Annotated in this window: 13 protein-coding genes and 1 riboswitch; of the genes, 3 read left to right on the forward strand and 10 right to left on the reverse strand. The window is 67.2% G+C overall.

The annotated features are described in order from the left end of the window. Positions 1 to 38 precede the first annotated feature (38 nt). The 5 genes from MUO23_09560 to MUO23_09580 form a co-directional block, all read right to left on the reverse strand. A complete protein-coding gene (locus MUO23_09560) occupies positions 39 to 410 on the reverse strand; it encodes a hypothetical protein (protein ID MCJ7513199.1) in 372 nt (123 codons plus the stop codon). A gap of 13 nt (positions 411 to 423) precedes the next feature. After that, positions 424 to 612: a hypothetical protein gene (locus MUO23_09565; GenBank protein MCJ7513200.1), complete on the reverse strand. Its 189-nt coding sequence runs from the start codon at positions 610 to 612 to the stop codon at positions 424 to 426. 186 nt (positions 613 to 798) lie between these two features. After that, positions 799 to 1803, reverse strand: coding sequence for a GNAT family N-acetyltransferase (locus MUO23_09570; GenBank protein ID MCJ7513201.1), 1005 nt, complete (start codon positions 1801 to 1803; stop codon positions 799 to 801). Continuing rightward, positions 1800 to 2891: a hypothetical protein gene (locus MUO23_09575; protein MCJ7513202.1), complete on the reverse strand. Its 1092-nt coding sequence runs from the start codon at positions 2889 to 2891 to the stop codon at positions 1800 to 1802. The genes MUO23_09570 and MUO23_09575 overlap by 4 nt, the downstream gene beginning before the upstream one ends. Before the next feature lie 25 nt (positions 2892 to 2916). Next, positions 2917 to 3291 carry a DUF2089 domain-containing protein gene (locus tag MUO23_09580; protein MCJ7513203.1) on the reverse strand — a complete coding sequence of 125 codons (375 nt, stop codon included), beginning with the start codon at positions 3289 to 3291 and terminating at the stop codon, positions 2917 to 2919. A 311-nt stretch (positions 3292 to 3602) separates the two neighbouring features. On the opposite strand from MUO23_09580, the gene MUO23_09585 reads away from it, so the two are divergent. Continuing rightward, positions 3603 to 4412, forward strand: a complete 810-nt coding sequence (locus MUO23_09585) for an inositol monophosphatase (protein MCJ7513204.1) — start codon at positions 3603 to 3605, stop codon at positions 4410 to 4412. A 23-nt stretch (positions 4413 to 4435) separates the two neighbouring features. Here the strand turns inward: MUO23_09585 and surE are convergent, their stop codons facing one another. The 5 genes from surE to MUO23_09610 are packed head-to-tail and all read right to left on the reverse strand — an operon-like array spanning position 4436 to position 9664. Further along, positions 4436 to 5254, reverse strand: coding sequence for a 5'/3'-nucleotidase SurE (surE, locus tag MUO23_09590; protein MCJ7513205.1), 819 nt, complete (start codon positions 5252 to 5254; stop codon positions 4436 to 4438). A 54-nt stretch (positions 5255 to 5308) separates the two neighbouring features. Continuing rightward, entirely contained in the window at positions 5309 to 5974 is a 666-nt protein-coding gene (locus MUO23_09595; GenBank protein ID MCJ7513206.1) for an HD domain-containing protein, read from the reverse strand. Between the two features lie 10 nt (positions 5975 to 5984). Beyond that, positions 5985 to 7583, reverse strand: a complete 1599-nt coding sequence (locus tag MUO23_09600; protein ID MCJ7513207.1) for an ATP-binding cassette domain-containing protein — start codon at positions 7581 to 7583, stop codon at positions 5985 to 5987. Further along, complete coding sequence (locus tag MUO23_09605; GenBank protein ID MCJ7513208.1) at positions 7570 to 8562, reverse strand: energy-coupling factor transporter transmembrane protein EcfT; 993 nt, start codon at positions 8560 to 8562, stop codon at positions 7570 to 7572. Before MUO23_09605 ends, MUO23_09600 begins: the two co-directional genes overlap by 14 nt. Positions 8563 to 8605: 43 nt before the next feature. Continuing rightward, positions 8606 to 9664 (reverse strand): hypothetical protein, encoded by a 1059-nt coding sequence (locus MUO23_09610; GenBank protein ID MCJ7513209.1) that lies wholly within the window; start codon positions 9662 to 9664, stop codon positions 8606 to 8608. Between the two features lie 126 nt (positions 9665 to 9790). After that, a riboswitch (cobalamin riboswitch) is annotated at positions 9791 to 9959 on the reverse strand. Positions 9960 to 10152: 193 nt separating this feature from the next. On the opposite strand from MUO23_09610, the gene MUO23_09615 reads away from it, so the two are divergent. Beyond that, positions 10153 to 10365 carry a cold shock domain-containing protein gene (locus MUO23_09615; GenBank protein MCJ7513210.1) on the forward strand — a complete coding sequence of 71 codons (213 nt, stop codon included), beginning with the start codon at positions 10153 to 10155 and terminating at the stop codon, positions 10363 to 10365. A 112-nt stretch (positions 10366 to 10477) separates the two neighbouring features. Beyond that, positions 10478 to 12136: a ribonuclease J gene (locus MUO23_09620; protein MCJ7513211.1), complete on the forward strand. Its 1659-nt coding sequence runs from the start codon at positions 10478 to 10480 to the stop codon at positions 12134 to 12136. Positions 12137 to 12258 lie beyond the last annotated feature (122 nt).

Below are 12258 nucleotides of genomic sequence, written 5' to 3' on the forward strand. Positions count from 1 at the left end.
CGGGATGCGCGGCCGCCTTCTGCTGCTTGCGTCGACCCCTACTCCAGGTAGACCTCGACGTGCTGTCCCTCGGCAAGATCATCGATGTCGATGATCTTGCCGGTGGCGCCCTCGCGCACCGCCTGGGCGATCTTCTCCATCTGCACCCCGTCCATCTCGGGGACGAGGCGAGCTCCCATCCTCAGGCCGACATTGACCAGGCTCATCGGCAGGGTGATGTTGACCGACTGCTTGCCGGTCTCTATGTCGGTGACGCGCACGCGGAGCCAGCGCGCTTCCTCCTGACTGCCCGTCACACGCCGCCGGTCGCTGCGGGCCAGCCCCGCCAGCAGGCGGGCTGCTTCCTCAGCGGTGATCTTACCCTCCTCGACCATCTTGAGGATCTTCATTCGCTCTTCGGTTGTCGCCATGCCGGCCTCCACCTCAACCCCAACGCACCTGCACCCGTTCGCCGTCCTCCCTGTCGGTCACGTCGATCGCCAGGGGATGTCCCGGGGGAATCTGGTCCGACATCGCCGGCAACATCTCATCGAGCCCCATCCGGTTCAGGGCGGGCACAAATGGCCGCGCCAGCCGGACCGCCTGGGGCTGACGCCCCAGGGTCAACGGCAAGCTGAAGGCGACCGCCTGCCAAGAAGCACGATCCAGGCGGTCGGGGTCGCGGCCTCCGCCTCGAGCCCTAGCGGCACCCCGGGCTTGGCCGCTTCGATCGCCCGGATGGCCTGTTCGACATCCAAATCCCGGGACTCGACAGCTTGCAGAAGCGAGAGTCGCTCCGCCGCGCTCGTCATCGGCTCGCTACCCCGGCCTGGAATCGGCATCTTGTGCCTCGCCTTTGAGGTCGAGCGCCATCCAGGTCAATGCCCGGCCGGCGCGAAATCCCAGCGCCTGTAGGTCGGCGTCGGCCGGCCCCGTCGGGTACTCGAGCGAGAGCGGCAGGTTGGCGGGGAGCTCGGCCAGCGCGTGGGCCAGCATCGGTGCCTCGAACTGCCCCCGTACAGCCGGCGCGCAACCCAGGACCAGCCGCCATTCCTGCAAGACGGGGCGCGCCTGCGCAGTCAGGCTGGCCACGATCTTCCCATCTTCACGCCACAGCCAATGTCGTACCCGATCGACCCCCAAGAGGGCGCCCATGCCCGAGGGCCGAAACAAGTCATCCTCGGGTGGGAACGGCCAGACCCATCCTTCTGGATACAGTTGGCGCAAGAAAGACCACTGCGCCTCCCACTCGGCTGGCACTCGTGCCTGAAGCGGCGGCGGGGCCGGGTCGTCTGGGGTGGGCAGATGCGGTGCACGGGTCCACAGGGTTCGGGCACTGGTCGACACGAAGCCCAAGTCCGCGTACAGGGTCTGAACCTCCCGTTTCGCCTGTGCCACCTGCAGGATGACCTTCCGCGCCCCGAGGCGCTCCGCTTCGGTCAGGCTGGCTTCCACCAAGGCCCGGGCAATTCCGCGCCGCCGCCATTCCGGATGAACGGCCACATTGGCCAGCACCCAGCGCTGCGGATACCCCTCAACCGGTAGCAGGCCGGCGTTGCCGACGATCCCCCGCTGCTCCTGCCAGACGAAGCCGCGAGGATGTGCGGCCGGCGGAAGCATCAGCCGTGACAGCTGGTATCCCAGCCACCCCGCATGGCCGAAGGCACGCATCTCGCGCACCATCTGAAGGCCGGCAGCGTCCAGCTCGCCCCGAAAAGCCAAGCCGATCAGATCGGCCACCTGGGCCATGTCGGTGCGCGGGTTGACCGGGCGCAACCCAGGTTGCGCTGCCCCGGCGATGCGAGCTAGGGCGGCTGCCGTCACGATCCCGCCTCCAGCGCCCGCAGCAGCATTTCCGCCTCCTGGGTGTTGATCTTGCCGGCCTGCAGCATATTCAGGATCGCAATCTGCTCCGGGTTGTCCTTCTGGCTGCCGCCGCTCCGCGGAGCAGATCGGCTTCGGGCCGCCGGGGCAGGGCTTGCGACCGAGCGGTCGAAGCCGGCGGAACGAAGCGACTCCTGGATCTGCCGGGCGATCGTTGCCCCATCGGGGAGGGACTCAAGGGACTTCAGGCTCGAGGCGGCAGCCGCCATCGCCCCATCCACCTGGGCCCGCACGTTGACGTTGATCTCCTCCAGAAACACATCAATCTCCTCGCGCCGCTCGGCCTCACCCGCCTGCAGAACGCTCACGTCGCCGCCGGCGTCGAGGGCAATCTCCGCCGCGCCCGATCCGAGGCGCAAGCGAGTCCGCTCTCCTTCCTGAACCGGTTCAGCTTCGCTGGGCAGGGTCATGTCGCCGCTGGCGCGGATTTCGATCCAGACTGACGCCGCAACCGGCAGCACGCAACGCAGGTCGCCGCCAGCCCGTACTACGCTGTGAGTGCCCGCCGCCGGGGAGAACTCTAGCCGGACATCACCGCCGGCGTTCAACGCCACCGAACTGCTGGCTTTGCGCAGGCCCACGTCACCACCGACCTCCCCAAGAGAGACCTCGCCCTGCAGGTCCTCGAGCAAGGCATCCCCGCCGACACTCGCGGCCTGCAGGAGACCACTGATCTTGCGCGCCGCAAGATCACCGCCCACTCGACTGACGTTCACCCTCGCCATCTCCCGCAGGTTGAGATTCCCGCCCACGTTCTCAATCTCCAGCGAGGACGTCAGGCCGTGGGCCCGCAGATCTCCTGCCACCTTGCCGATGACAATCTCGCACTCTTTGGGCAGGAAGAGCAGACAGCCGCCGCGGCAGTCGAGCTCGACCCAGCCGGCCTGGCGCTGGATGGTCAGTGATCCTTCATCCCCCACCTGGATCCGCATCTCGGCGCCGTCCTGGCCCGTCAAGCGCAGATCGCCCTTGATCTGTGTGACCCGCAGGCGGTCCCGCGAGCCGAGCTGCAGCCGTTCTGTATGCATTTGCCTCTCTCGCTCGGCGCCGCTACTACTCGCCCTCGAGCTGCCGCATGGCTTCGTCGGTGCTGATTCGCCCCCCGGCCAGGTCATCGAGCAGTCGCTGCCGACCCTCGGCCGACAAGCCGGCGGCCTCAGGCCCCACCGGGAATCCCAACTGCCGGATGACCTCGCTCAGCCGGGAGCGCAGCGTCGGGTACGACAGGCCGAGCTCCCTCTCCATCCGGTTGAGCTTACCCTCACAACGCAGGAAGGTCTCGACGAAGGCTGTCTGCTCCGGCAACAGCCTGCCCAGGCGGCCGGTGTCGAAGTGGCCCTCAATAGCGCTGTCGCAAGTCCGGCAGTGCAGCCGGGTGACCTCGAGCTTGTCGCCACATACCGGGCAGACCGTCAGCAGGCCGTTCATGCGCCTCGTCCCTCCCTCATCTCAGGGATTTAGTCGATGAGTTGATTTTCCGAAGTCATAATAGCATTTCCATCGAAGATTTCAATACGAGACTCAGTATTCTGAAGTCCGGCGTCCACAGGGTGCCGACCGGCCTCGAGGGGCCGGGCTCCGGTCAGGTTGGAAGCGACGCCCAAAACGAGGCAGCCGACGGTGCCTCCCGGCTCCGCCCAAGTTAGCTGCCGACGGAGGGCCCCAACTGCGGACGGGCGCGCCGCCTCGGCAGGATTGGGGTACAATCCGGCGCTTGTCCGGCCCGACCGTGCCAGCTGATGCCCTCGTCACTCAGCGAATCCATCGCCAATCGCAGGCCACACGCCCTCCGCCTGATCGCCCAGGCGGGCGACTTGCTGCGCCAGGGTTTCAGCCAGCAGAAGGACATCCAGCTGAAGGGCGTCATCGACCCGGTGACTCAGTTCGACCACCTGTCCGAGTCACTGCTGGTGGACGGCCTGGCCTCAGCCTTCCCCTCAGATGCCATCGTCGCCGAGGAGCGCGGCGGCATCTCTGACCAGCCCTGGACGTGGTTCGTCGATCCCTTGGACGGAACGGTTAACTTCGCTCACGGCATCCCGATCTTCGTCGTCTCCCTCGGCCTGGGTTTTGAAGGCAATCCGGTGTTCGGCGCCATCCTGGATCCGATGCGGGGCGAGCTCTTCGAGGCCAGCCTCGGCCAGGGCGCCCGCCTCAACGGACAGCCCATACGGGTCTCGACCGCCGACGACCTGCTGAACAGCCTGCTGGTCACCGGGTTCGGCTACGATGTCCATACCAACCCCGACAACAACTTCCGCGAGTTCGCCGAGTTCCACCTTCGGTCCCGCGCCGTTCGCCGTCTGGGGGCCGCCGCCCTGGACCTGGCCTATGTCGCCGCCGGGCGGCTCGATGGCTACTGGGAGCTGCAGGTTCAGGCCTGGGATGTGGCGGCCGGCGTGGCGATCGTGCGCGAGGCCGGGGGGGTGGTGACGCGGATCGACGGCGCGGCCGATGTGCTCACTGAGCCAATGTCGATCGTGGCCAGCAACGGCCGGATCCACCCTGAGATGCTTGCCCTGCTGGCTCAGGTCCGCCCCAGGCGCTAGGCTCTCGCCCGATTGCCGCCCGGTCAGCGGATGGCAGCGCGGATGCGGCTCTCGAGCGACGCCAGTTCCACTCGCGAGGTCAAATCCAAGCTGACCGGAGTTACCGAGACGCAGCCGTCGACCCGCAGGGCGTAAACGTCGGAGTCGGGTTCAAGCCCTTTATGGTCAACGGCCACCCGGTACCCGATCCGGCGCACGGCGCCCGGCACGCTTCGATCCGGAACCTCTGGATGGTAGTAGATGGTCCGGGAAAGGCGAGTGAGCTTCCAGGGCGTCTCGGGCGTGGCGTCGGCCGGGATGTCCACTTTGAGCAGATCGACATCCGGGGTGCGCGGCACCTTGAGCAGCATCCGTCCGAAGTAAGCTGCAAAGTGGGCAGCCGCGGCGAAGTCAATCTCATCGGAATGAGTGTGGAAGAAGCTGCTGTCGGTCTGCAGCGAAATCGCCAGGGAGGGAATGCCGAAGGCCGCCGCCTCCAGGGCAGCGCCGACCGTGCCGGACATTGTCACCCCCACGGTGACGTTCTCGCCGTAGTTGATCCCGGCTACCACCAGGTCCGGCCGGCGCGGCAACAGCTCCAGCACAGCATGCTGGACGACCTGGGCCGGGGTGCCGCCAACGGCATACACTTTCCAACTCTTGCCGCCGACGGTGACCTGTTCCTCGCGGATGGAGCCATCCGACGTGATCGGCATGCTCCGGCCGGCGCCGGTCCATTGCTCGCGCGGCGCGACCACAGTGACGTATCCCAATCGGGATAGGGACTCGGCAGCCGCCCACAGCCCGGGCGATCCGATCCCGTCGTCATTGGTCAGCAGGATCTGCAGGCGTGGTTCGTTCAAGTCCGGAGCCTCCCGCCGGAATGATACCAGCCTGCGGTCTCGGCCCGCATCCGTTCAGGCCTCATCAGCCGGCGCATCGGCCAGCACGGCCTCGGCCGCCAGGGCTTCAAAGAACCCTATCAGCACGGCCTGCCGTTGCTGCCCTACCCGGCGAGCGGCGTCGGTGTGCAGGCGATCCCAGATGTGCCGCAGTTTGAACCGATACTCATGGTAGGCGCTATGGGGCTCGCCCGGCTCGGTCTCCCCGGTGGCCAGGAACTGCTCCGACGGCTTGGCATAGATCGGCATTCCGTCCTGGACCGCATAGGCGATCGTCCGAGCTGCCCCGAAGGCCCCCAGCACGTCGAGTTTGTCGGCATCGAACAGCACCCGGGCTTCGAGCGACGCCGGTGGTTCTGAGCTGCGGAAGCGGTGCGCCCGGATGCAATGGAGCACGGCTTCGATCCGGGGCTCGCTCCAGCCCTCTTCGGCCAGCTGGCGGCGGGCAAACTCGGCCGAGGCCAGCTCGTGCGAAGCCCGGCCGCCGGCTCGTTCCTCGCTCACCTCGGGAGCGGCACCGGTAACATCATGCAGCAAGGCCGCGGCTCGCACGAGGTCAACGTCGGCGCCCTCTTCCCGCGCCAGGCGCTCGGCCAGTGCACACACCCGCTGGACGTGATCCCAGCCATGAACTGGATCCTTCGCCGAATACCACTGACGCGCCTGGGCATGCGTTGGCATTCGCTCCTCCTCAAGCACCGTCGCCGGCCGGGATGTCCGCTGGGCTGGCCGGCCAGGGTCGTCGGGTCAGGCGCTGCAGAGCGGTCTGCAGCTCCGGATGACGGAAGAGGGTCTCCGCCGTCGGGCCCTGATCGACCACTTGCCCCGCCTCCAACAGCAGGACGCGATTGGCCAGCCGGGCGGCGAACTCGATGTCATGGGTGGCCAGCACGATCGCCTTCCCCTGTCGGCGCCACTCCGACAGCAGCCGGGCCAGGTTGCGCTGTGCCAAGGGGTCTACGCCCAGTGTCGGCTCATCCAACAGCAGCAGGCGAGGCCCGGCGACCATGACCGCCGCCAGGGCCGCTCGCTGCCGCTCGCCGGCCGAGAGATCCCGCGGCGAGCGTTCGGCGACCTGCGTAAGCTGCAGCTGCTCGAGCAGCTCGGCGGGAGGAACCGGTGGATCACCCAGTAAGCCATGGTTGGTGAGAGTCAGATCGAGTTCGGCCCGCACGCTCTCGGCGAAAAGCAGCGCCGCCGGCCATTGCGGCACGAAGGCTAGGTCCCTCGCCCGTTCCACCGGGGACAGGTGATCGATGCGACGGCGATCGAGCCACACCTCACCGGCCTGGAGTTGCTCCAGACCCATCAGACCGCGCAGCAGCGAGCTCTTGCCGGAGCCGTTCCGCCCGAGCACGGCCAGGATCTCACCCGCGCCGACATGCAGGTCAACGCCGCGCACGGCAACCTGCCCATTGTAGCCGAGGCGAAGGCCAAGGCCTTGCAGGCGCATTTCGCCCTCCGGTTCTGTCCCTCCGGGGCGGGACTCTTGCCGCAGATGCCGCCGAAGCATCAACAAACCGGCTGGCCCCGGATCCATCGACACACCCAGCCGGCGGGCGGCTTCCATCTCCGGCAGACCGAAAGGCATGGACGCCAACACCACCCTGGGCTCGCCCCAGCCTGCCAGGCGGCCTTCCGGCTCCAGGTAGGCCACGCGATCAACGGTCTCGACCAGGCGGCCCAGCCGGTGTTCGCTGATCAGTGTCGTCAGCCCCATCTCACGGCGCAGATCGGCCAGCCAGTCGATCAGGGTGGCGGCCCCGAACACGTCCAGCTGCGAAGTCGGCTCGTCCAGCAGCAGCACCTGCGGCTGGCGAGCCAGGGCGGCGGCGATCGCCACGCGCTGCTGCTCGCCCCCGGACAGCCGGTCCAGCGGCCGGTCGCGCAGATCGCCAATATCCAGACGCTCGAGGGTCTCTTGCACCCGGCGCCGGATGTCGCCGGTTGGCAGCCCCGCCAGCTCGAGCCCAAAGGCAATCTCATCGCCGGCCGTCGAAGTGATGAACCGAAAGGTCGGTTCCTGGAAGACCGTTCCGACCTTGGCCGCCATCGCCGGCGGCAGCGACTCCCGGGTGTCGAGACCGGCGACGCGCACCCGGCCGGCGAAGCGCCCGCCGTAGAAATGAGGAACCAGGCCGTTCATCGACCACAGCAGTGTCGACTTCCCCGACCCCGATGTGCCCGTCAGCAGCAGGCCTTGGCCGGCCTGCAGCTCGAAGCCGACGTCCTGCAGCGCCGGCCGCTCCGCCGCCGGGTAGGTGTAGGTCAGATGCTCAATGCGGATCATTCGGCACAAACACAGCCGGGATGGCCAGGCAAGCTGCGGCTGCGACCAGCGGCCATGTCACCACAGGCAGCGTGAGTCGCGGATAGGGAAGGTAGGTAATCAACTCGGGGGCGGCGATCATGACCAGGACAAACACCGACAGGCTCCCCAGAACCACCCCACTGACGATGCTGTCGGCGCGGCGCCAGATTTCCGGCCGGTAGCGCGCCTGCGTGCCCTCGGCGCGCCACAGGAACAGCATGAGGCCGCCACACACCAGAGCGAGCGCCAACCCGGCCGGGCGCGCCCTCGATGCCACGCTCCACCAGGCCAGCCCCGCCGCCACCCCCAACAAGCACAGGTTGGCCAGACGGCTGCGCCCGCCCGTCTGCCGGCGCCCGCCCCACCCGCGGGCAGCTAACCCTTCAGCGTTGGCATGCGCCCGCTCCAGGCTCAAGACCAGGATCGGAAGTACCACCGACGCCAGGTCTCGCAGTCCCTTGAGGTCTCGCCCGCGGATCCAGTGGGCCTCGCGGATGGCGGAAAATGAGGCGCGCACCTGCGGGACGAAGCCGATAGCCATCGAGGCACTCATCCCCACCTGGCCGACACTGGACGGCATTCGCCGCAGCAGGTCCGTCGGTCGTACAACCACGCTCATCGCCAGGACAACCAGCATCATGGCCGCGATCTGGATGCCGGCCGAGAGCCCGTACACCAGCGCTTCCAGGGTGTACGGGCCCCCTACCAGCGGCAAGGGAAGCTCCAATAGGATCGTCTGCCCCGCCCGGCTGAAGGCCAGGTTGAACAGGGCCGGGATCACCAGCAGGCTCAAGCCAAGCCGCACATCGCCCGCGATCGTTTTTCCGCCCGTCGCGCGGGCGCGCACGACGATGGCCGCCAGCGCCACGACCAGCAGGTAGCCCGGATGGCGCACGATCAGCGCTATCAGGGTCGCGGCCGTGGTCCAGACGATCCAGGTCACCGGATGCAGACGCATGCCTTGCCTATTGGCCGGACGCAGCGTGCCGGCGGTGTGCTGCCTACGCCTGCTGCCGGCTTCGTCGCGCCACCCATGCCCCACCGATCAGGATGAGCGTCAGCGCTCCCAGCACGCCTGCCACCAACCGAGTGTCCAGCCGCACCGGCGGCCCCAGATCGCCGGCTCCCCCCGTCGAGGTACCCACCCCGGTGTAGTTCATGCCGGCCGCGGCGGGGATTGCCTGCACCGTTGCCAGTAGGTTCTCAGCGGAGGTGGCCGCGTTGAAGATGAACGCCCCACTGGGAGCTTGCAGCGACAGCAGCGCCAGGCGAGGGTCCCCCCAGGTCGACAGGTCCTCGCCGGCCGCCAATAATGCCTGGATAACCAGCGCGGTTGAGTTGGCATCGGTCGCCTCCCCGAACGCGCTGGGCTTCTGGTAGGTCCATCCGCCGTCGGCGTTCTGTGTCGCCAGGAAGTAGGCGATCGATGGCCCGACATCCCCAACTCGCCCGGCAGCGACCAGGGCTTGAACGGCCAGGGCGGTGGTGTTTGAGTCCCCAGAGCCAGGCGTACGGTCGCCGCTGAAAGCGAAGGATCCGTCCTCGAGGCGATAGGCGAGCAAGCCCTCCGCCGCTTCCGCCGGGATGGGACGCGCGGCGGCGTGCAGCGCCAGCAGCGCCAGGGCGCTATCGAAGGGGCCGCTGCCGTACAACCCGCTCGCAGGTTCATAGGCGCTTTCGACGGCCGCGATCAGGTCCACGCCGCCGAGGCGGGTGGGATCGGAGCCAGCCGCCACCGCCGCCAGCGCCAGCTTGGCGGCCAGGCCTGGTGCGGGCGGCTGGGCTCCCAACGCCGCCTCGAGGTAGGCCAGGGGAGTTGCGTCTCCGATCTGCCATGCCGACGGATCCTGCCCGCCGGCGACAATCGCCAGCACGGAATCAGCCGTCGTGCCGGGGTCGCTCCCGGGTGCGAACCCGTTCGAGAACCCGCCATCCGGCTGCTGCTGGGTGCGTAGCCAGGTGAGGGCCTGATCAATCGGGGTCGGGGTCTGAGCTTGGGCGCCGCCCTGCCCAATCAGGACCAACAGGGCCAGAGCCAGAGAGATGGAAAGCTGACGCATTCGTTGCACACTCCTCTCAGGGTGGTTGTGGATGCAGTCCGCCGAATCAATAAGCCTTCCCGGAGGATTCGTCAGGAAGGCTCGAGCGATCGATACACCGGCGCCACCTCCTCTCCGCGGAAGGCATTCCAGCGCGGGAGCAGGGGCGGGTATCCTGGCTCGCCCGACGGCTGCGCTAGCAGTCGCCGGACCTACAGTTGCGGGACAGCGCCGGACTACCTGTTCAGGATCACCGGCTTCCCCATTGGCGGCCTTTGCATCCGGGCGCAAGGCCACCCCTGCTCACGTTGTCTTCGGTTTGTCCGAAGTATAGGCCGTACCCCGGGGACGTCAAGCCCGCACCAGGCCAGATGAGTCGCCCGGCGCCTGTGCCGGCGCACGGGCTCCTTTGGCCTCGGTCGCTCGCTGCGGCCGATTGACGCTCTGAGCCCGCTGTGTTAGACTTCACACGTAAGCATTCTGAATCGAAAGATGTTGGGGATCCCCGCGTGACCAAGCGCACGACCGGCACCGTCCGGTGGTTTGACGGCTCCAAAGGCTACGGCTACATCGATACAGAAGAGGGTGTGGACGTCTTCGTCCACTATTTGTCAATCACCGGTTCTGGTGGGCCCTTCCTGACGCCTGGGGACCAGGTGGCCTTCTTCCTCGAGTACACCGTACGCGGTCCGCAAGCCACCGACGTTTCCCGCCTGAATTGAGACCAGCCGACCTGCCCACCCCGCCCTGGCAGCGGGGGCGACCTGCGGCGCGCTCAATCCTGGCAGCCGGGGCACGGTTGGGGCATTCCCCTGAGACCCATAAGGCAAACGAATGAGCGACAAATCATTGCGAGTGGTTCCGCTGGGTGGACTCGGCGAAATCGGCAAGAACATGATGTCCATTGAGTACGGGGAGAATATCCTGATCATCGACACTGGCTTGATGTTCCCCGAGAACGATATGCTCGGCATCGACTACGTCATCCCGGACTTCCGCTACCTGCTGGACAAGCGGGACAAGGTGCGAGGCATCGTCGTCACCCACGGCCACGAAGACCACACCGGCGCCATCCGCCACGTGCTCGAGGATATCCACGCCCCGATCTTCGCCACGCCGCTGACGCGCGGCCTGCTGGAAGTCAAGCTCTCCCGCGGCGGCATGTTGCAGAAGGCCGATCTCCGCACAATCGAGGCCGGCGGTTCGGCCCAGATCGGGCCGTTCGAGGTCGAGTTCTTCCACGTGTGCCATTCGATCCCCGACGCAGTCGGCCTGGGAATCACCACTCCGGCCGGGATCATCGTCCACTCTGGCGACTTCAAGTTCGACCAGACGCCGGTGGACAACTGGCCCACCGACTTCGGCAAGCTGGCGGAGCTGGGAGGGCGCGGCGTCCTGGCCCTGCTGGCTGATTCGACCAACGCCGACAGGCCCGGCTGGACACCCTCGGAGGCGGTCATCGATCCGGCCCTCGACGCTGTGTTTCGCGAGGCAGGCGGGCGCATCCTGATCGGAACCTTTGCCTCGTTGATCTCGCGCATAGCCCAGGCGGCGAAAGCCGCTGCCAACCACGGCCGGGTGATGGCTTTCGTCGGCACCAGTATGGTGGAGAATGTGCGCATCAGCCGCAAGCTGGGCTACCTCGAAATCCCCGACAGTCTGATCGTTTCCATCGACCAGGCGCTGTCCATGCCCCCGTCCAAGGTTGTGCTGATGTGCACGGGCACCCAGGGTGAGCCGTCGTCGATCCTCAGCCGCCTTTCGACCGGGACCAACCGCCAATTCGGCCTGCAGCCCGAAGACACGGTCGTCCTTTCGTCCCACCCCATCCCGGGCAACGAGGAAATGGTCCATCGCACGATCAACCGCTTGCTGCAGCGATGCGCCAGCGTGATCTATGACGCCATCGCCCCGGTCCATGTCTCCGGCCATGCCAGCCAGGAGGAGATGAAGCTGCTGCAGCAGGTGGTGCATCCCAAGTTCTTTGTCCCGGTCCATGGCGAGCTGCGCCACCTGCGCCAGCACGCCTCGCTGGCACATGAGACGGGCATCCCGTGGGAGAACATCGCCGTCGTCGAAAACGGAACCGTGATCGAATTCCGCAACGGCGAGATGCAGGTTGGGGAACGTATCCCCGGCGGCTACGTCTTCGTCGACGGCTCCGGCGTTGGCGACATCGGCCCGACGGTGCTGCGCGAGCGGGAAGCCCTGGCCCGGGACGGCTTTGTCGCAGTTCACCTGCATGTCGACCGCCAGAGCGGGCGTCTGCTGCAAGAGCCAGAGATCGTCTCGAAGGGATTCGTCTTCCTGCGCGATGCCGAAGAGCTGTTCGAGCTGGCTCGGGCACGCATCCATGAGCTGACCGCCGAGGCTACCAACGGGGATCTAAAAGCCCGCATCGAGAAGGACCTCTCGCGCTTGTTCTTCCAGACGACCAAGCGCCAACCGATGATCTTCGTCTTCACCTCCACCTCGGAGGCGCATACCCGCTGATTCCGGGGGCGACCCGCGCTCGCCCCGGACCGCCATCGGGCCGCTGGAAACCCCTCAGAGCCCGGCGGGGCTGCGCCCGCACCTCCAACGGCCTTCCGTCTCGGTCACGCCTTGGCCGCCAG

This window comes from Anaerolineales bacterium, assembly GCA_022866145.1.
Classification (GTDB): domain Bacteria; phylum Chloroflexota; class Anaerolineae; order Anaerolineales; family E44-bin32; genus PFL42.